The sequence below is a fragment of the Nitrosococcus watsonii C-113 genome (assembly GCF_000143085.1).
GTDB classification, from domain to species: Bacteria; Pseudomonadota; Gammaproteobacteria; order Nitrosococcales; family Nitrosococcaceae; genus Nitrosococcus; species Nitrosococcus watsonii.
Genome location: NC_014315.1, coordinates 316,695 through 335,862 on the forward strand (window position 1 = coordinate 316,695; position 19,168 = coordinate 335,862).

A 19,168-nucleotide genomic window follows, 5' to 3' on the forward strand; every position below is an offset into this window, starting at 1 on the left:
GAATTGGGATAACCCACATGAATGCTAGCGAAATCAAACGCATGATAGAAACCGGCTTACCCGAAGCAGAAGTTGCCGTGCATAGTGAAGATGGCCATCATTTTGAGGCCCTCGTTGTGTATGAGGGTTTCAGAGGTAAGAGCTTACTTGAGCGGCACCGCATGGTGTATGAAGCCTTGGGCGACAGTTTCAAATCCGCTTTGCACGCTTTAGCTATTCGTACCCGGCTTCCTGGAGAAAGCTAGGGAAAGGGTATTTTTCTCGCCTGTCGCATCCAGAGCGGACGATCACACCTTGGAAGCCGATGTTTTATGGATAAGCTCTTGATTAATGGTGGCATTTCTCTGGACGGAGAAATACGTATCTCGGGTGCTAAGAATGCTGCCTTACCCATACTCGCAGCAACGTTACTTGCGAGCGAACCCGTTAAAATCTGCAATATCCCCCACCTGCATGATATCACCACGACCATGGAGCTGCTTGGACGCATGGGGGCTCAGCTCATGGTGGATGAACACCTTAATATTGAGGTAGATACCCGGAATCTAAAGGAATTTTATGCCCCTTATGATCTAGTCAAAACGATGCGCGCTTCTATTCTGGTGTTAGGACCGCTATTGGCCCGTTATGGAAGAGCAGATGTATCCTTGCCCGGAGGTTGTGCTATTGGTTCCCGGCCAGTCAACCTTCATATCCATGGTTTACAGGCTATGGGCGCAACCATTACCGTGGAAGAAGGGTATATTTGCGCTCGTTCCCAGGGACGGCTAAGGGGCACACGGCTGTTTATGGATCGCGTGTCGGTAACGGGAACCGAGAACTTGATGATGGCGGCCACTTTAGCTGAAGGGACGACCTTTATAGAAAATGCCGCTCGTGAGCCGGAGGTAGTGGACTTGGCGCACTGCCTTAACCAGATGGGGGCTAGAATTAGTGGTATGGGTAGCGATACCTTGGTCATTGAGGGAGTTGATTCCCTGGGTGGCGCCTCTCATACGGTGCTTCCTGATCGTATCGAGACGGGTACCTACCTAGTGGCTGGAGCCTTGACGGGCGGGCGAGTGAAGCTTAAAAATACCAACCCTGGAAGTTTAGAGGCCGTATTGTTGAAGCTAGAGGAAGCTGGTGCTGAAATCAATACGGGGAAGGATTGGATTGTTTTAGATATGAAAGGGCGTCGGCCCCGTGCAGTGGATATCCGCACCGCTCCTTATCCTGCTTTTCCCACTGATATGCAGGCTCAATTTACTACCTTGAATATTGTTGCAGAGGGGAGTGGTACGATTACCGAAACCGTTTTTGAAAATCGTTTTATGCATGTCCAGGAACTACAGCGGATGGGAGCGGTTATTCGGTTGGAGGGTAATACTGCTTTCACCAACGGGGTAGAAACGCTGACCGGTGCTCCCGTGATGGCAACGGATCTGCGTGCTTCGGCCAGCTTGGTTTTGGCGGGACTAGTTGCTAAGGGAGTCACTGCGGTGGATCGTATTTACCACGTCGACCGCGGCTACGAGTGCATTGAGGAAAAACTGCAACAATTGGGAGCCAAGATTCGCCGCGTTTCGAGCTATGCTCCCGGCAAGATCTATGCTGCTTATGGTTGAACCACTTAAGCTGGCGCTTTCCAAGGGGCGAATCTTTCAAGAAATACTGCCTTTACTGGCGATTGCTGGTATCTATCCCCGCGATGATCCGAAAACTAGCCGTAAATTAGTGCTTGATACCAATCAGGCTGATCTTAAGCTAGTGATTATCCGTGCAGCCGATGTGCCTACCTACGTGGAGTATGGGGCTGCTGATTTTGGCGTAGCAGGTAAGGATGTCTTGCTGGAGCATCCGGGGAACGGGTTATACGAACCTTTGGATTTACGGATAGCCTGCTGCCGTATGATGGTTGCCGGTGAGCCTGAGGTAACTCCCCGCTCGGGGCGCCTGCGAATTGCCACTAAATATGTACATAGTACCCGCCGTTTTTATGCTGAGCGGGGGGAGCAGGTAGAAGTGATCAAGCTTTATGGCTCCATGGAATTAGCGCCGCTAGTGGGGCTTGCCGATCGCATTGTTGATTTGGTGGATACAGGCAATACCCTTAGGGCCAATGGTTTAGCCCCGTTAGAACATATTACCGATATCAGTTCACGTTTGGTGGTTAACAAGGCTTCCATGAAGATGAGACACCAGCGTATCAAGGAATTTATTTGCCTAATGGCTGAAGCTGTGGAGAAGCAGCATGGTTGAGATGGCGCGCTTAGACATTGTCCAGGGAGATTTTTGGCCCTGCCTGGAGCGGCGTTTGGCTTGGGAAGGAGTTGCGGATGAAACGGTGGTAGCTACCGTGAGGGAGATTCTCAAGGCGATCCGCTGCCGGGGGGATGAGGCCCTGCTAGAGTATACCCAACGTTTTGATGGCCTAGAAATAGCCCGGGCTCCAGAGCTTGAAATCCCAATCTCTCGTTTACAGGCGGCGTTAGTAGGCATTTCCAGGGAGCAGCGGGAAGCACTCCAGGTGGCGGCTGAACGCATCACCGCCTATCACCGCCATCAAAAGCAGGAATCTTGGAGTTATACCGAGCCAGATGGTACTTTGCTTGGCCAGCAGGTGAGGCCCCTGGATCGGGTGGGGCTTTATGTGCCTGGTGGTAAGGCGGCTTATCCTTCTTCCGTATTGATGAATGCCCTCCCGGCAAAGGTGGCAGGTGTTTCCGAACTGATTATGGTGGTGCCAACACCCAAGGGCGAGATGAACGATCTTGTGCTAGGAGCAGCGGCTATTGCGGGCGTGGATCGGGTGTTTACCGTGGGTGGCGCGCAGGCGGTTGCTGCCTTGGCTTTTGGTACTGAAAGCGTACCCCGGGTGGATAAAATTGTCGGTCCGGGTAATATGTATGTGGCCACGGCTAAAAGTATGGTTTTTGGCCAAGTGGGAATCGACATGATTGCCGGGCCTTCCGAGATCTTGGTGCTCTGCGATGGGAGAACAGAGCCGGAGTGGATTGCTATGGATTTATTCTCCCAGGCGGAGCATGATGAGACGGCCCAGGCCATTTTGCTCTCCCCCGACGGTGCTTTTTTGGATGAAGTCACGGAGGCCATAGCGCGGTTGCTACCTACCCTAGAGCGGCATGAGGTGATTGCGAATTCCCTGCGGTCTCGCGGTATCCTGATTAAGGTAGAGGATCTGGATCAAGCTTTAGAAGTTATCAACTTTATCGCTCCTGAGCACTTAGAGCTTTCGGTGGAAGATCCGCAAGCGTTAGCTTCCCGGGTCCGTCATGCCGGGGCTATCTTTATGGGACGGTATACTGCTGAAGCTATCGGCGATTACTGCGCCGGTCCTAACCATGTGCTGCCCACCTCACGCACTGCCCGCTTCAGCTCGCCCTTGGGCGTGTATGACTTTCAGAAGCGTTCCAGCTTGATTCAATGCTCGCCTCAGGGTAGCCAAACTTTGGGGCGCGTGGCTTCGGTGCTGGCGCGCGGCGAAGGGCTGACCGCCCATGCCCGCTCAGCGGAATACCGTTTAAAAGGGTAACCATGGCAAAAAACCGGGTTGCCCAATGGATTCGTCCAGAGATACAGCGACTCTCTGCCTATCGGGTCGCCGATGCAGCGGATTTAATCAAACTGGATGCCATGGAAAACCCCTATACTTGGTCGCCGGAATTAGTAGAGGCTTGGTTGGAGCGGTTGCGGCAAGTCAGCGTTAATCGTTATCCAGACCCGCAAGCTCGCACCCTCAAGCTCCGTCTCCGGCAGTATCTGGTTCTCCCGGAAGGTATGGAGATGGTTTTGGGGAATGGTTCCGATGAGTTGATCCAGATGGTGTTACTGGCCGTGGCGGGATCAGGGCGATCCGTGGTTGCCCCAGAACCCACTTTTGTCATGTACCGACAGATTGCTGCTCTGCTGGGGCTGCAATATCAGGGAGTAGCTTTGCGGGAGGATTTTTCTTTAGATTTGCCAGCAATGCTACAAGCTATTGGGGAGCGAGAGCCAGCAGTTGTTTTTATCGCCTATCCCAATAATCCCACCGGTAATCTTTTCTCCGCTAGGGACTTACAAGTCATTATTGAAGCTTCTCCTGGGCTTGTCATCGTGGATGAAGCCTATAGCGTGTTTGCAGGTAAAACCTTCATGCCCCGGTTAGAGGACTATGAGCACCTCTTAGTTATGCGAACGCTCTCTAAGATTGGCCTGGCGGGTCTCAGGCTGGGGATGCTGATGGGGAGTCCAGCTTGGATCAAGGAGCTAGAAAAAGTACGGTTACCCTATAATATTAATCAATTAACCCAAGTCAGCGCCGAATTTGCCTTGGAGCAGCCAGGGGGATTAGATGAGCAGGCCCGGCTCATCTGCGAGGCTCGGGCACAGTTGCAGAAGGCTTTGCAGCAGTTACCAGGAATTCAAGTTTATCCTAGTGATGCAAATTTTATTCTTTTCCGTACTCCCACCCATCGGGCCGAGGCAATTTTCACTGCTATCAAGGAGCGGGGGGTCTTAATTAAGAACCTTTCCGGCCAGGGTGGTCTGCTAACGGATTGCCTCCGGGTGACCGTAGGCACGGCAGATGAAAATAACGCCTTTTTGGAGGCGCTAAAAGCTGAGCAAAATAGCTAAACAGGGATCGTCCCGCTTATTTAGAAATCCCAAGCGCAGCGGGTAGCCCTGTGTCTAACGTTGGATAGCGCAGTTTTACGCCGAGTACCGTTTTCATCTTCTGATTGTTTAAGCGGCGGGATTCATTTAAGTACTCCAGCAGCTTCGGGGAGAAAATCCGTTGCGCTTTAGCCAAGCTGACGCAGGGTGGGCGGGGCAAGCCCGCAGCATCGGCTAGACGGTAGAGATAGTCCGTCATGCTGGTAGGCTCATCATCGCTGACGTTGTAGATGCCCCCAGGTGTGTCGCTTTGGCCTGCACGCACGGCGATGATAGCCAGATCATCGGCATGAATGCGATTGCTCCATGGCGCTTGCTCTGGACAGACGACCGGATTACCCTGGCGCAGACGTTCCAATGGCAGGCGGCCGGAGCCATAGATGCCGGGTACGCGCAGGATGATAAGAGGCAGGCTGTGGCGGCGAGCAAAGCCCATGAGCTGTCGTTCAGCATCGGTCCGGCGGCGGGAGCGATTATTACCGGGATGGACTGGGCGAGACTCATCAACCCAAGCGCCGCCACAGTCGCCATAAACACCCGAGGTGGAAATATAGACGATGCGCTGGGGAGGCGCCTTTTCCATGACTTTGAGTAGGTGGCTCGTCCGGTTATCGGAAACTCCGGAAGGAGCGGGTGGGGCAAAATGAAACAAAAGAGCCGGCTTTTGAGGCATGCTGTGCAAAGTTTCCGGATGGTCTAGATCGCCAAAAATAGCGCGGCACCCTACTATGTCGCGAGGGGTTCGGATTAGCGCGGTCACTTCGCTTCCATCGCGCTGCCACAAGGCTGCGACTCGCTGGCCTATGTTACCAAAGCCAACAATGAAGGCAGGAATTTTAGAAGGGGTGGCAGCCATTTGATGAAGAGCATCCAATAGTTTCTAAGCCTGCTGAAGGGAATAGCCGCGCAGGGAGAGGGCGAAATCCTGCAAGGCTTTGATGCCGGAGTCCTCAGCCTGACGGCACCACTCCTGCAGCGCGTCCAAGAGTGCCTCCTGGCTAGACCAGGCCTGGGACCAGAGGGCCTGAAGCTGCTGGCGGAAGCGATAGACCGTCTCCAGGCGCTGATTGTCCTTGAGCATAGCGCTAAGCTCTTGGCGAGCCTTGGCGTCCACCAGGGCCTCATGGCGTAGCAGCCAGCGCCGAGCCCGCCGATAGAGCGCATTGCCCGAGAAATAAGCCGCCTCCTCCTTGAGCACCGGGGCTATGACCTCCCGCCCATAGGCGGTCAGCAGGTGGAAGCGATGGGCCACCACGGCCCTGAGCGTATCCACATCCACCCACTGCTTGCCGGGCTGGATAAGCAGCTTGGGGGCGACCTTTTTCACCCGGGCCAGCTTCAACGCCGCCAACACCCGAATATACAGCCAGCCGATATCCAACTCATACCATTTGGAAGAGAGCTTGGCGGAGCTGCCATAGGCGTGGTGGTTATTGTGCAACTCCTCCCCCCCAATCAATATTCCCCAAGGAACAAGGTTGGTGGAGGCATCGGCCACCTCATAGTTCCGATAGCCCCAGTGATGACCCAGCCCATTAATCACCCCCGCCGCAAAGAAGGGAATCCAGAGCATCTGAACCGCCCATATCACCAAACCCGCTACACCCCACAAACCCAGGTTGATGAACAGCATCAGCACAATCCCCGCGTAGCTATGTTTCGTGTAGAGGTTGCGCTCAAGCCAATCATCCGGGGTACCATGGCCGTAGCGCTCGGTCACCTCCGGGTCTCGGGCCGCCACCCGGTAGAGCGAGGCGCCTTGCCATAATACCTTGTGGATACCCACCTCCCGTGGACTGTGGGGGTCTTCGGCCGTTTCGCATTTGGCATGGTGTTTCCGGTGCACCGCCGCCCATTCCTTGGTCACGATCCCGGTGGTCAACCACAGCCAGAAACGAAAACAGTGGCTCACTGCCGGATGCAGTTCTAGCGCCCGGTGGGCCTGGTGGCGGTGAAGATAAACGGTCACACTGATGATGGTCAGGTGGGTGAGCACCAGCGTGACCACAACATAGCCCCAAAAACTCACTTCTAAAACTCCTGAAAACATGAAATTTAATTCTCCGATTCGGCGTGAAAGTAATGATTGGACTGTTTTTGAGCAAGAAAAGTCAAAAATAATTCTAATTGTATTTTCAACGACACGGATAAGGTAGGTCTTACACTATATTTTATAGGATGGCCACTCAAGTGCTTTTACATTTTCTAATATTTTTCCAGCTAGGGCGAAAAAATAGATCAAATTTTTATGACTGTGAAGAAAAATTAGCCATGTTATAAACCTCGCCTATAGGTTATTGTCCTATTCAATTTTTTATTATTTTATATTTTCACTGTTTAGCCCATGAGTATTGAAATTCCTTCTGATCTTCATCTTAAGCTACGCAACCTCGTAGCAGACGATCTCCTTCAACTTGAGGAGTTGATGGAAAAAGTCTATGCGGATATCGGCGGTGCTTGGCCCCGAGAATCGCTTTTATCTTTGTTTAAAGAATTCCCGGAGGGCCAGATTTGTATCGAAGGCAACGGCCGGGTTATTGCGGTTGCTTTGACTGTGCGCTGCAATTATGAGCGTTTCAGCCGGGTTCATACTTACCAGGATTTAATTGGGCGGCGGGAGCGCATCCGCCATAATCCAAAGGGCGATGCCCTTTATGGCATGGATGTTTTTGTCGATCCGGATTACCGGGGTCTTCGGCTTGGCCGCCGCCTTTACGACGCCCGCAAGGAGTTATGCCGAAACTTAAACTTACGTGCGATCTTAGCTGGTGGGCGCATCGTTAACTACCATCGCTACACGGAAAAATTAACGGCTACGGAATACATTGAAGCGGTGCGTCGGCGGGAAGTCCATGATCCCATTTTAAGTTTTCAACTTGCTAATGACTTCGAAGTCAAGCGGTTAATGAAAGATTATTTACCCGAGGATGAGAAATCCCGTGGTTTTGCCACCTTGCTGGAATGGAACAATATTCTCTATGAGCCTGAAGGACTCGCGGCGGAAGAAATTCGCAAATCCGTAGTGCGAATCGGTATTGTCCAATGGCAGATGCGACTCACCAATTCTTTTCAAGCCTGGTTGGATCAGGTGGAGTTTTTTGTCGATTCCATGGCGGATTATCAAGCGGATTTCGTGCTTTTTCCAGAGTTCTTCAATGCGCCCCTTATGGCCATGGGCGATCAGGAAGATCAGTTTAGTGCCATTCGGTTTCTGGCCCGGTACGCTACCCCCAGCTTGGAAGCCCTCTCCCATTTCGCCGTCACCTACAATATCAACATTATCGCTGGCAGTCTTCCGGTCTTGCAAGACGATACGCTTTATAACAATGCTTACTTGTGCAGCCGCGATGGCACCGTGGATATGCAGCCCAAGATCCATATCACCCCCCACGAGCGCCGCGATTGGGTGATTCAAGGAGGAAATACCCTGCGGGTATTTGATACCGACGCGGGACGCATTGGTATTTTAATTTGCTATGACGTGGAATTCCCGGAATTAGCGCGGTTTCTTGGAGAGGAAGGCATGGAAATTCTTTTCGTGCCTTTTTGGACCGATACCAAAAACGGCTTTTTGCGGGTACAGCGATGTTCCCAGGCGCGGGCCATCGAGAACGAATGCTATGTGGCTATTGGTGGCAGCGTTGGCAACCTGCCCCAAGTAGAAAACGTTGATATTCAATATGCTCAATCAGCGATCTACTCACCTTCGGATTTTGCCTTTCCCCACGATGCCATCATCGCCGAAAGCACACCTAACACTGAAATGGCCTTGATAGCCGATTTAGATTTAGACAAATTAGTTCAGTTGCGGCACGAAGGCTCGGTCACCAATCGCAAGGATCGCCGCCCTGATCTCTATCAATTGCGCTGGCTGCCGAAAAATAAGAGTTGACAAAGCTATTACTAATGATAATAATTATCATTATAGTTGAATTTTGCTCGACCTCTAGTGCTTTTGAGCCAGCAAGCCACCTATTTGTGGCATTCTTCTCCACTTGGCGCTTGGCCCAGCTAGGTAACCTAGCTGGGCCGTTTTTTTAACGGGCTTTCCCTCTCCGCGCTTAGCTGGCCACCTTCAGGAAAGTTTTGATGTTTAAGGTGCTCCTATGATGAGCATAGCCAGCACTTTTGGCTTCGTTCAGTGCTACAGAGGGACCCGTGGCACCGCCGCTAGCAGTTTTTGTGTATAAGGGTGCGTGGGTGCTCGGCAGACTTGGTCGGTAGGGCCTTGTTCAACGATACGGCCATCACGCATCACCGCAATTTGGTTGCTAAGATATTCTACTACGGCGATGTTATGGGTAATAAATAGCAGGGTGAGGTGGCGTTCCCGCTGCAATTCCAATAGCAGTTGCAGAATTTCGGCCTGTACCGATACATCCAGGGCGCTGGTGATTTCATCACAGACGATAAACCGGGGTTCTAGCACCAGCGCCCGAGCAATGGCGATACGTTGGCGCTGACCGCCGGAGAACTCGTGGGGGTAGCGCCATAAATAATCGGCCTTAAGCTGGACTCGCTCTAGCACGGTGCTGGCCCGCTCGAGGCGTTCCTCGCGGGAACTTCCGATGCCGTGGATTCCCATGGGCTCGGTCAAGGTTGCAGCGATGGAAAGGCGTGGATTGAGGGAGGACATAGGGTCCTGAAAGATGATTTGCAGCGCTTGCCGGTAGCGGCGCAGTTCCCTGGGCTTCAATGCCGTCAGATCGGTGCCCGCGTAATAGACTTGGCCGCCGGTAGGCTCTACCAGGCGGAGTATGGCCCGTCCCAACGTGGTTTTGCCGCAGCCCGACTCGCCCACCAGTGCTAGAATTTGCCCTGCTGGAATAGCCATATCTACTCCATCCACGGCCCGGACATGATCCACGACCCGCCGCAGTACCCCTTTACGGATGGGAAAATGCACCTCCAGGCCGCGTAGCTCCAGTAAGGGTGATTGCCCGCCCATATCTGAGGGCTGCGGCGTGCCTTTGTTGCTCTTTCTCGCCGCGGCTTGTTGGCGCTTGAGATTCTCGGGCAGGGCAGCCAGGAGTTGGCGGGTGTAGGGGTGTTGAGGGCGGTGCAGGATCTCATCCAGGGGGCCAGACTCGACGATTTTCCCTAACCGCATCACCGCTAATCGGCGGGCCATCTGGGAGACTACTCCAAAGTCATGGGTAATGAACAGGATGCCCATATTTCGCCGTGCTTGCAGTTCGCGCATCAAGCGCAGAATTTCGGCCTGGACGGTAACGTCCAGGGCCGTAGTGGGTTCGTCGGCAATGAGCAGATCCGGCTCGCAGGCCATGGCCATGGCAATCATGACCCGCTGGCGCTGGCCGCCAGAGAGTCGATGGGGATATTCTTCAATGCGCAGTTCCGGGTTTAGAATTTGCACCTGGGCCAGGGCGGCCACGGCCCGCTCCCGCGCCTCGCTCTCTTCCATACCGGGGAAGTGGAGTTGTAAGGTTTCCATGATTTGCTCGCCCACCGTGAAAACGGGGTTGAGGGAGGTCATAGGCTCTTGGAAAATCATAGCGATGCGGGCGCCGCGGATGTTTTGCTTGCAGGTTTCTGGCAGGCGCAGCAGATCCACCGGCCCCTGGCGCTGTTTATCCCGTCGCCAATCGAGCAAGATGCGCCCTTCAGGATGGTGGCTGATATCCTTGGGTAATAACTGGATCACGGACAGGGCGGTGACTGATTTGCCACTACCCGATTCCCCGACCAAACAGAAGGTTTCCCCCCGCTCGATGGTAAAATTTATTCCATCTACCGCCTTAACGGTTTCATTACCGGCTTGGAGGTAAGTTTTCAGGTGTTCGACTTGGAGTAACACGGTACTTAGCTAGCTTTAGCATTCCAACAGTTATGATTTCTTCAGGTAGGGATCAAGGGCATCCCGGAGGGCCTCGCCAATCAAGTTATAAGCAAACACGGTCAAAAAGATAGCTCCTCCCGGGAAGGCCGCCATCCACCAGTTAAAGGTAGAGGATTTCACTGCCTGGTTGAGCATCTGCCCCCAGGAGGGATCGTCCACCAAGCCTAGCCCCAAAAAGCTCAGCACGGCTTCGGCGAGAATGGCGGAGGCTACGCCAAAACTGGCGGCCACCAAAATGGGGCCAATGCCATTAGGGAGCATATGCCGAAATAGAATAGAGCGCAGGGGTAGTCCACAAGCCAAGGCGGCCTGGACAAAATCCTGTTGCCGGAGACGGAGGAACTCGGCCCTTACATAGCGAGCGTAGCCTGACCAACTGGTCAGGCCAATGATCACCATGAGCAAGTATAGGCTGCGCTCAAAAAATGCAACGAAGGTAAGCAAGAGAAATAGGGTAGGGACTGCTTCGAAGATTTCCACCAGGCGCATACCAATAATATCCATCACCCCGGAAAAATAGCCCATTAGACCGCCAATAAGAATCCCCAGGAGCAAAGCGATACTGGTGGCGACAAAGCCAATCCCAAGGGCGATGCGGGAGGCATGGACCATGCGGGATAAGACATCAGCGCCATTCTCCTCGGTCCCAAACCAGTGATCCGCCTGGGGCGAGGTTAGGGGCGGTTGCAGCCCGGTTTCGCCCCGGTCACGCTGATAGTCTTTAGGGGAATAAGGGATAGGGGCGTATATGACCCAATCATAGCCCCCGGCTGCCTCCTGCTGCCGATACTGCTCATAGATAGCGAGCACTGGCGGCCGTATCAACGCGGCGCTCGTTACCCCGGCCAGGATCAATACGCTTCCCAGCCCCACCAACCAGGTGCGGAGCGAGGCCCGCGCCATGACTAGAATCAAGCCAGCGCAAAATAAAGCCAGTAAACTGGCATCGGCGGGAGTAAGGTAACGCAGCAGGGGACTGTCAAGTTGGCCGTCTTGACTGAGCAGCAGCGGATGGCTGCTGGCCAGAAACGGGGCGAATACGGCCAGCAAGCCCAACAGTCCGATCCAGGCCAATCCTAGTCGCGCCCCCCATTGGGCGAGTACCTGGCGCGCTACTTGGGCTGTATAGTTCTGGCTTTGCCGTGGCGGCGGCAGCGAAGAGGCGGGAGAACTCATGCTTCAGTCATAACTGACGCGAGGATCGGCAATCGCGTAACAAAGATCAGCGATGAGATAGCCGGCCAGGGTTAACAGACCACTGATAAGGGTAATAGACAGTACTAGTTCCCGGTCCCGGGTTTGGACGGCCTCTACCGCCAGTTTACCCATGCCTTCGATGGAAAAAATAGACTCTACAATGACTGAACCAGCCAGCAAACCAGGAAGCAGGGTAGCCGAAACGGTAATAAGGGGCAGGAGGCTGTTGCGGAAGACATGCTTCCAGAGCACCATGTTTTCGGCTAGTCCCTTGGCGCGGGCGGTGCGGGCATAGTCAGCCATGAGATTTTCCAGTACAGCGGTGCGGGTGAGTTTGGAAAGAAAGGCGAAACCGCTATAGGTCAGGCACAAGACTGGCAGCACCAGGTGCCAGAGCCGATCCAGCAAAAAACCGCGCGTAAACTCTCCGCTTCCCCATTGGGCACCGACAGCCAGGCCCAATCCGGCACCTAATAACCCGAGTAATCCCAGGCGCAGGCCAGCGTAATCCGTATAGCCGAGCCCGCCAATGCCCAGCGCGAGTAGCGCCCCGAGGGAAAGATTCATTCCCACGTGGGGGTGGGGCAGGCCAGTGCCCATCCAGAACCCCAGACCCATCCCCAGCCCGGCTAGCAGGCCAATCCGAAGCAGGCGGGGCGCTTGCGCCAGGCCGACGCCCGCGGCCGCGCCCGCCACGCCAGCGCCCAGTAGCAGAGCCACTTCCTTTAGGGAACCCCAGTGGGGTAGGAAGGGCATATCCAGGGCGGCGCGCGTGTTTAGGCCGGCCGTGGGAAACCAGTGCCAGTATTGATTGCTGGCGAAAAAGCCGATTAATAGCACTCCAGCCAGCATCACCGGGACGGACCATAGCCCTAACAACAGGGCGCTGGAGCCCATATCGAATAACTTGCCCCGCTCGGTAGCGGCGCGGACCCCAATGGCAATTGCCAAGGTATAGATAAGTGGCAGGGAAAGGAGGTTAAGCAGTAAGGTGATAGGCACCCGCTCCTCAATTAGCTCTAGTACCGGCCGGCCATAGCGGAAACTGGTGCCGAGATCGGAGCCCTTCCACAAGGAAAAGCTGCTAATGTTGTTTTCCTTATCAAAAGTAAACCCCGCGGGAGAGGCATTGTTCAACCACCGCAGATACTGGATGGCTGGCGGTGAATCCAGACCATACAGTTGATTGTAATAGTCTTCCAGCGCCTTTTTGGCCTGGGGCTCCAGATTTTGGCCCTCGATGAGGCTTTGGGCGCTGATGCCTCCAGGAGAGGCGGCCATGACGGTAAATACCACCAGGGTGATTCCCAGCAGAGTCGGAATCATCAGGAGCAGGCGGCGGATGACATAGGTGGACATCGCGGCAGCCCGTTCGCCTAGCGAGCGTACTTTTGCTCGGCCCCCGGAACGTACACCTCCACCGGAGTCATGCCCAGGTTCAGGCCCAAGGGGGTGACTTCCAGATTGCGCACCCGCTGGTCCACAAATACCAATGATTTACGCCGCATTAGAAAAGTATAGGGTTGGTCTTCATATAAAATACGCTCGCAGGCCCGCCATAGGGGCATGCGCTCGCTTTCATTCACGGTTGCCCGCGCTTTCTCGATAAGCTGGTCCAGCTCTGGATTTTGGTAAGTAATAAAATTATCGCCGCCAGCTAGGGTTTGGCTGCTGTGGAACATTTGGTAGATATCGATTTCGACTCCGCTCGTCCAGCCCAGCATAATGGCGTCGAAGTTCTTTTTGTTGATCCGATCCAGCATGACCGACCATTCGGTGGGCTTGGGCTCAAGCAAAATCCCGGCCCGGGCGTACAGATCCTTGAGAAACAGTACCAAGCGGCGAGTATCATCGGCATCCTGGAAAAACACCAACTCAAAGCGGAAAGGTTGGCCGCTGGCATCTTCCAGAACCCCGTCTCCGTCCCGGTCAGTGTAGCCCGCTTGCTCCAATAGAGACTTGGCTTTGGTTAGATCGAAGGGCCGGGGAGCGAGAGCGGGATCATGCTGGGGGCTGTCGGGATTGAACGGACTGACCGCCGGTTCCCCATGACCCAGCATGATCTGCTCGATCATGCTGGCGCGGTCAGTAAGAAAGGTCATGGCTTGGCGGACCCGCTGATCGGCAAAGCGGGTAGGCTTGCCGTTTCGCTCCTGGTTCCAGGCGATATAGCTATAGCCCGCGGCGGGGCTCCGATACTCAAAATGCTGGGTGCGCGCCGCCAACGCCTGATCTTCCAGCAGTTTTTGATACTCTAGCGGACGGGCGCTGTAGAGATCAATATCCCCATTGCGGAAGGTAGTCAGGCGGGCGCTGTCATTAACGATAACCTTCCATAGTAGCTTGTCGAAAGGAGGCTGCACCGGTCCCCAGTAACGGGGGTTACGTTCCAACTCCACCAGACCCTGATCCGGAGTCCAGCCTTTAGGATCTGGGAGGCGGTAAGGACCCGAGCCCAGCAATAGGCCCTTGGACTGGTTAAAGCTTTCCGGTTGTTCCAAATAAGGTTCGTAAAAATGCTGGGGCAAGATGGCTAGGCCGCCGGCCAGAGCCAGGCTATTAAAGTAAGGCTCCTTAAATTTGAACTCCACCTGGTAGGGATCAAGGGCGGCGACTCGCTCAATCTTTTCATAATAAGCCCGTTCCCGGGGCGCGGCAATGGCCGGATTCATGATAAAAGAGAAAGAGAAAGCCACGTCCTCGGCGGTAAGAGGCTGGCCATCGGAGAATGTGAGCCCTTTCCGCAGGCGGAAACGGAAAGTCAGCCCATCTTCGCTGATCTCCCAATCGCGGGCTAGCAAACCTTGCCATTCCAGAGTCTCTGGGTGACGCGTCAGCAGGGATTCCAACACGTAGCCCTGAACGTCAGCGGCATAGGCATCGGTGGAGACCAGGGGCGTCAAGGTCTTCAGCCCCGCGCCAAAAGCTTGCACGAACCAGTCGCCAGGATGGTAATCAGGCTGCTGGGTAGCGGCGTAGGCGCGCTGGAATGCCAGGGGAATAGTTTCTGCGTCTTGCTTCTCGGCGGGCGCCAAGGTAAGCCCGTTGCGGCCTGGGCTATGTAGCAGATCGCGCAGCCCGCGCAAATCCCGAGCCTGTTCGGTCAGAGTCTGCTCTATTTCGCTGAGCTTAAGCCATTGCCGATCAACCATGTACATGGCGAGCAGAATGAGCACAGCTAACAGGCTCAGGAATAGAAGCAGGAAAAAATCTTTGACCGTAAATCGTCGTGCCATGGGAGAATTCGAACGATAAGCCTCAAGTAGCCATGAGGCAGTCTGAATACGATATTGACACTATTGCTGCCTCATTGAATTTGAAAGTGTGTAATGATTAAAAGCCACCTAGCGCTCTCCTGCTCACGCTTTAGGCGAGAGGCTGCGCGTGCCCGTTTGGAAATTAATGAATACTAGCCTATTTCTAAACGTGATTGTGGCCTAATGCCATAAGGATGGCAAGAAGAAATAGGCGAGGAAGAGTAGGGTTATGGTGGTCGCGGCAATCTTCAAAGCCAGCCCGAAATACTAGCATTATTCTTAAATAGAGCTGAAAGAAAGCGCCAAGCAGGGCCTTTTGGTTATTTGCCGAAGCCCTCTTCGCCAAGCCAGCCATTCTTCTAGCTATCCCGAAGTCTACTTCGCATTTTCACTGGCAACGAGTCGATAAATGGGGACATTATAGCCGGGCATACTCCTTGCTATTCATTTAATTGTGAGAACAACTCACTTTTAATCGAGATAGGCTAAAAAAGGAGAACGCCATGCACGACATTGACCGCACCTTGGCTGAGTTTGAGCCTGAGATGGATGCCTATGAAACTGGACAGGAGGAATATGAATTTCAGGATGAGTATGAATTTGAGGGTCTGGATACTGAGGCCGTGTTCGATGAAGCAGAAGAAATGGAGCTCGCCGCCGAGCTGCTAGGGGTTACCGATGAGGCGGAGCTCGATCAATTCCTGGGCAACATATTTAAAAAAGTCGGGCGGACTGTTGGCAAATTCGTGAAGAGCCCCGTGGGTAGAGCCTTAGGGGGGGCGCTTAAAGGAATTGCTAAAAAGGCCCTCCCTGTGGTGGGCGGCACCCTCGGCTCTTTTGTTCCCGGCGTTGGTACAGCGATTGGCACCACCCTGGGCAAGGCAGCCTCTAATATGTTTGAAGTCGAGCTTGAGGGACTCAGTCCTGAGGATCAGGAATTTGAGGTGGCAAAGCGCGTTGTGCAGCTTGCCGGCGCAGCCGCTAAGAATGCCGCCCTGGCCCCATCGAGCGCCAATCCCCAGGCAGTAGCGAAGATGGCGCTAACCGCCGCCGCCAAAAAGCACGCGCCGGGGTTGTTGCGGGGAGGGGCTGCTTCCTCCCCCACTGCAGCCGCAGGCAGAGGACGGAGCGGCCGTTGGATACGCCGTGGCCGCAAGATTGTCTTGCTTGGCGTGTGAGGCTACAAAGCCATGAATTCCGCTGCTTCATGGATGCTGGCGCAGGAGGCGAAGGCACTGCTCGGCCGACTGGCGCGAATCAAGCCTTTTGCCTTGTACGAACCAATGGTGCCAGCAGCGGCGATATCGTTGCCCGCGCAAGCTGCCATTGAAAGCTATCTTGCCAATGGGCGCCGTGAACTGCGGGAACAAGTGCATACCTTTCTTGATTGGTTGCACGGATCGGGAGGTTGGCGGGCCACGCCTGCCGAGGCGCAGCGCCGGTTCACTTTGCTGCGGCTGAGGTTCAACGCGGTCCTGTCACAATTTGATATTTTCGCGGATGTGTTGACTCAGCGCAGCGAGCATGAGACCGGTATCTGGTTGTCCGGGCTCGATGTGGTGGCTGCGGATGCCCTGGCGTTGCCGGATTATTACCAAGCTCCCCCCGTGATTTGTTATTTGGATCGCGGCGCGGGCGCCGCTATTCGGCGCGCCCGCACCCGCTTGCCGGGTGGTGGTGATAATCCGGTGGCGATTATCCGCGTGCCCCGAGAACGCATGGTGGGCATCGGCGTTGCTTCTTCCTTGGTGCATGAAGTGGGACACCAAGCCGTTGCCTTACTCGATCTGGTGAAACCGCTACGGTTGGTGTTGCAGGGATTAGAGAAGGGCGGCCACCAGAAAAGTGGCGTTTGGTATTTCTGGGAACGCTGGATTTCGGAGGTGCTCGCGGACTTTTGGTCAATCGCACGGGTAGGGGTGGCGTCCACCCTAGGGCTAATAGGCGTGGTCAGCTTGCCCCAAGCTTTTGTGCACCGGGTGGGTTTGGATGATCCTCACCCGATCCCCTGGCTCCGGGTCAAGCTGAGCTGCGCCCTAGGAAAGGCTCTCTACCCCCATCCCCAGTGGGAAGAACTGAGCAAGCTCTGGGAATCTTTCTATCCTCTCGTTGGGTTGGAGGAAGAAAAGCGGTGGTTATTGACCCTGCTGGATAGAAGCATTCCGGATTTTCTTGAGGTCTTGCTCAACTATCGACCCCAGGCATTGGGCGGGGCCGCTCTTCCCGAGATCATGGAGATTGGAGAACGTCAACCCAGGCATCTTACCAAGTATTACCAAGCCTGGCGCAAGTCACCAGCGCAAATGGGCAAAGCGCCGCCCTCCCTGGTATTTGCCGCGGTTGGCCAGGCCAAGATAGAGGGAAAGCTGGGTCCGGAAGAGGAAAGCCAGATTCTGGCCAAGCTCCTGACTCAATGGGCGCTGCGCAGCACCCTGGATAGCGCTGCGAGCTGCGCCGCCGCTCTGCCCAGGACACGGGCTGTCGCGCCGGCAACCTATAACTGACTTTAATATATTAAGGAGATCGCCATGGCTAATAATGAAATTACGGGTGATGTTACCTATACGCCCCAAGAAGCGCCTAAAGAGGCACGCAGAGGGACATTAAGAGGAACAATAAATATTAGCGGGGATGCTGCAAGCATAATTCGGAATGCGGTGGAAGACTCTACTAAGGTCACCTTACAGCGAACCGCCGCCGCGCCGACTGAAGATCAACCCCTGTGGGTGGCGATTCGCAACCGCACTCAAGCGATTGGCTTCAACCGTTATCATAATTTTATTGATAGGGTCTTATGCGAGGGAGAACAGGCCAGCGGTCAGGAAGGCTATGGATCTCCTTCAGTTACAGATAACCGCGTGAGCCTCGCATCTCGGCCAACCATCCATGGGGTAGATGCCTACTCCCTACTCAAGTTGGCCACGGATGCTTTTCTCATTTTTGAGTGCGGTGTCAGGATTAGCAACGCTGAATCATTCAACGCTGCCGCCGAAAGCAACCGTTTAGAACAGCCTGTTACCATTGATAGCGTTCGGAATCAACTCAGTAACTTTTATCTTACCGGCGCCAATCAAAATGTATTACCTTATCTGGATCGTATTGTCAGGCAGATTGTCGGGCTTGATGCAACTCGGCAAGCAGAGCGCCTCCCTTACTGCGAAGCCATATTACAGCATCGGCTTACCTGCCCCAGCCTGCTGGAGCTGATTTGGTCCTATTGGCATGAAGAAGGCATGCTGGTGCAGACTCTAAACGCCATTGCCTTGCGTTTCCAGAATCGGCGCGGTCAGGCACGGGACCCCTTGATAAGTTTGGAATTGGATCCCCTGCGCCCCCTGAACAATCTGCTGTGGGGTTTTGTTCAGGACGAATATAACCGACTGAGCGTACGGCGGCGCGCCTATGAATATGACCACCACTATGGATTTGCGCTGGTGGGCAAGGCCGTTAGCGATTTTCATCCCGTTGATAGCCGCTCCAAGTTTCTGGAAGCCTTCCACAACTTGCTTTACCGCACTGCCCTGTTCTACAAGGACGATGACGATACTACCATCATTGCCGATGCCTTTGCGCTGCTTAACGCCCTGCGGGAAGTGCATCTCATTCTGGCCGAAGGCGCCCATAACCAGTTCGGAGATCTGCCCTGGACAGCCCGCCGGGAAATGTTGATTATGCAGTGGTTGCTGGCTCGGCCAGAAATCAAGGAATTCCTGCGAGGGCGCTATATGGTGCCCTATCAGGAGCCCTGGATGGGGGCGGTGGATGCCATGAAACGGCTGCAAGGCTGGAGCGATGTCACCGTTACCCATTTCCACGAGCTGGCGATTTATGGTGAACAAATCTTGCTCTCCATCCGCTATGGAGACTGGATTGATGTCAATGACCAGCAGCAGGCGCGCAATTGGGCCCGCTATTGGCGACCGGAGATTCAGCGCTACATCCATGCGTATCTGGCCACGACCGGCGTGGACCTGTCGGTGGAGATGACCGATACTCGGCAAGCGGCGGAGCGTTTTCTCCAACCTTCGGTTCATTTGCAAAAGCGCCTCGTGGCGCAACGGGGCAGGCATGCCTTGCCATCGGCAATGACGACCGCCAGAGTCCTGCCCTCCGAGGTTTTTGGCTATGCGGAGCTACCAGCGCCGGTTCATGGTCGTGGTCGCTTGCTCAAGCATAGAGCGGAGGATTAGCTTTT

The 19,168-nt window shown here is 54.5% G+C and carries 15 protein-coding genes; 9 read left to right on the top strand and 6 right to left on the bottom strand.

Annotated elements, in window-relative coordinates; translation table 11 throughout:
• Nucleotides 1–17: 17 nt before the first annotated feature.
• The 5 genes from NWAT_RS01515 (at nt 18) to hisC (ending at nt 4,620) form a co-directional block, all read left to right on the top strand.
• Nucleotides 18–245 carry a BolA family protein gene (locus tag NWAT_RS01515; RefSeq protein WP_013219388.1) on the top strand — a complete coding sequence of 76 codons (228 nt, stop codon included), beginning with the start codon at nt 18–20 and terminating at the stop codon, nt 243–245.
• A 66-nt stretch (nt 246–311) separates the two neighbouring features.
• A complete protein-coding gene (murA, locus tag NWAT_RS01520; RefSeq protein WP_013219389.1) occupies nt 312–1,607 on the top strand; it encodes a UDP-N-acetylglucosamine 1-carboxyvinyltransferase in 1,296 nt (431 codons plus the stop codon).
• The gene (hisG, locus tag NWAT_RS01525; RefSeq protein ID WP_041350830.1) at nt 1,600–2,241 is read left to right on the top strand and encodes an ATP phosphoribosyltransferase; all 642 of its coding nucleotides are present in this window, start codon (nt 1,600–1,602) and stop codon (nt 2,239–2,241) included. Before murA ends, hisG begins: the two co-directional genes overlap by 8 nt.
• A complete protein-coding gene (gene hisD, locus NWAT_RS01530) occupies nt 2,234–3,535 on the top strand; it encodes a histidinol dehydrogenase (protein ID WP_013219391.1) in 1,302 nt (433 codons plus the stop codon). Before hisG ends, hisD begins: the two co-directional genes overlap by 8 nt.
• 2 nt (nt 3,536–3,537) lie before the next feature.
• Complete coding sequence (gene hisC, locus NWAT_RS01535) at nt 3,538–4,620, top strand: histidinol-phosphate transaminase (protein ID WP_013219392.1); 1,083 nt, start codon at nt 3,538–3,540, stop codon at nt 4,618–4,620.
• 16 nt (nt 4,621–4,636) lie between these two features.
• Here the strand turns inward: hisC and NWAT_RS01540 are convergent, their stop codons facing one another.
• Both NWAT_RS01540 and NWAT_RS01545 read right to left on the bottom strand, forming a co-directional pair.
• Nucleotides 4,637–5,515: an SDR family oxidoreductase gene (locus NWAT_RS01540; RefSeq protein ID WP_013219393.1), complete on the bottom strand. Its 879-nt coding sequence runs from the start codon at nt 5,513–5,515 to the stop codon at nt 4,637–4,639.
• Between the two features lie 24 nt (nt 5,516–5,539).
• Nucleotides 5,540–6,709: a DesA family fatty acid desaturase gene (locus NWAT_RS01545; RefSeq protein ID WP_013219394.1), complete on the bottom strand. Its 1,170-nt coding sequence runs from the start codon at nt 6,707–6,709 to the stop codon at nt 5,540–5,542.
• A gap of 294 nt (nt 6,710–7,003) precedes the next feature.
• Between NWAT_RS01545 and NWAT_RS01550 the strand changes: the two genes are divergently transcribed.
• The gene (locus NWAT_RS01550) at nt 7,004–8,551 is read left to right on the top strand and encodes a bifunctional GNAT family N-acetyltransferase/carbon-nitrogen hydrolase family protein (RefSeq protein ID WP_013219395.1); all 1,548 of its coding nucleotides are present in this window, start codon (nt 7,004–7,006) and stop codon (nt 8,549–8,551) included.
• A gap of 252 nt (nt 8,552–8,803) precedes the next feature.
• Here NWAT_RS01550 and NWAT_RS01555 read toward each other — a convergent pair whose 3' ends face one another.
• Genes NWAT_RS01555 through NWAT_RS01570 form a run of 4 tightly spaced genes read right to left on the bottom strand, consistent with a single transcriptional unit; the run spans nt 8,804 to nt 14,952 of the window.
• Complete coding sequence (locus tag NWAT_RS01555; RefSeq protein ID WP_013219396.1) at nt 8,804–10,477, bottom strand: ABC transporter ATP-binding protein; 1,674 nt, start codon at nt 10,475–10,477, stop codon at nt 8,804–8,806.
• A gap of 30 nt (nt 10,478–10,507) precedes the next feature.
• Nucleotides 10,508–11,695, bottom strand: coding sequence for an ABC transporter permease (locus tag NWAT_RS01560; protein WP_013219397.1), 1,188 nt, complete (start codon nt 11,693–11,695; stop codon nt 10,508–10,510).
• Nucleotides 11,696–11,698: 3 nt separating this feature from the next.
• Entirely contained in the window at nt 11,699–13,075 is a 1,377-nt protein-coding gene (locus tag NWAT_RS01565) for an ABC transporter permease (RefSeq protein WP_013219398.1), read from the bottom strand.
• A gap of 17 nt (nt 13,076–13,092) precedes the next feature.
• Nucleotides 13,093–14,952, bottom strand: coding sequence for a peptide-binding protein (locus NWAT_RS01570; RefSeq protein ID WP_013219399.1), 1,860 nt, complete (start codon nt 14,950–14,952; stop codon nt 13,093–13,095).
• A 524-nt stretch (nt 14,953–15,476) separates the two neighbouring features.
• On the opposite strand from NWAT_RS01570, the gene NWAT_RS01580 reads away from it, so the two are divergent.
• The 3 genes from NWAT_RS01580 to NWAT_RS01590 are packed head-to-tail and all read left to right on the top strand — an operon-like array spanning nt 15,477 to nt 19,163.
• Nucleotides 15,477–16,151 carry a hypothetical protein gene (locus NWAT_RS01580; RefSeq protein WP_013219401.1) on the top strand — a complete coding sequence of 225 codons (675 nt, stop codon included), beginning with the start codon at nt 15,477–15,479 and terminating at the stop codon, nt 16,149–16,151.
• Nucleotides 16,152–16,163: 12 nt separating this feature from the next.
• Nucleotides 16,164–17,477 (top strand): hypothetical protein, encoded by a 1,314-nt coding sequence (locus NWAT_RS01585; RefSeq protein WP_013219402.1) that lies wholly within the window; start codon nt 16,164–16,166, stop codon nt 17,475–17,477.
• A 24-nt stretch (nt 17,478–17,501) separates the two neighbouring features.
• On the top strand, nt 17,502–19,163 hold the full coding sequence (locus NWAT_RS01590) for a hypothetical protein (RefSeq protein ID WP_013219403.1): 1,662 nt from the start codon (nt 17,502–17,504) through the stop codon (nt 19,161–19,163).
• Nucleotides 19,164–19,168 lie beyond the last annotated feature (5 nt).

Bases quoted from the DNA above. Each gene is read 5' to 3' on its own strand.
- NWAT_RS01585 (WP_013219402.1), top strand. From the start codon at position 16,164: ATGAATTCCGCTGCTTCATGGATGCTGGCGCAGGAGGCGAAGGCACTG.
- hisC (WP_013219392.1), top strand. From the start codon at position 3,538: ATGGCAAAAAACCGGGTTGCCCAATGGATTCGTCCAGAGATACAGCGA.
- NWAT_RS01590 (WP_013219403.1), top strand. From the start codon at position 17,502: ATGGCTAATAATGAAATTACGGGTGATGTTACCTATACGCCCCAAGAA.
- NWAT_RS01550 (WP_013219395.1), top strand. From the start codon at position 7,004: ATGAGTATTGAAATTCCTTCTGATCTTCATCTTAAGCTACGCAACCTC.
- hisG (WP_041350830.1), top strand. From the start codon at position 1,600: ATGGTTGAACCACTTAAGCTGGCGCTTTCCAAGGGGCGAATCTTTCAA.
- NWAT_RS01540 (WP_013219393.1), bottom strand. From the start codon at position 5,515: ATGGCTGCCACCCCTTCTAAAATTCCTGCCTTCATTGTTGGCTTTGGT.
- NWAT_RS01545 (WP_013219394.1), bottom strand. From the start codon at position 6,709: ATGTTTTCAGGAGTTTTAGAAGTGAGTTTTTGGGGCTATGTTGTGGTC.
- NWAT_RS01570 (WP_013219399.1), bottom strand. From the start codon at position 14,952: ATGGCACGACGATTTACGGTCAAAGATTTTTTCCTGCTTCTATTCCTG.
- NWAT_RS01560 (WP_013219397.1), bottom strand. From the start codon at position 11,695: ATGAGTTCTCCCGCCTCTTCGCTGCCGCCGCCACGGCAAAGCCAGAAC.
- NWAT_RS01580 (WP_013219401.1), top strand. From the start codon at position 15,477: ATGCACGACATTGACCGCACCTTGGCTGAGTTTGAGCCTGAGATGGAT.
- NWAT_RS01515 (WP_013219388.1), top strand. From the start codon at position 18: ATGAATGCTAGCGAAATCAAACGCATGATAGAAACCGGCTTACCCGAA.
- murA (WP_013219389.1), top strand. From the start codon at position 312: ATGGATAAGCTCTTGATTAATGGTGGCATTTCTCTGGACGGAGAAATA.
- hisD (WP_013219391.1), top strand. From the start codon at position 2,234: ATGGTTGAGATGGCGCGCTTAGACATTGTCCAGGGAGATTTTTGGCCC.
- NWAT_RS01565 (WP_013219398.1), bottom strand. From the start codon at position 13,075: ATGTCCACCTATGTCATCCGCCGCCTGCTCCTGATGATTCCGACTCTG.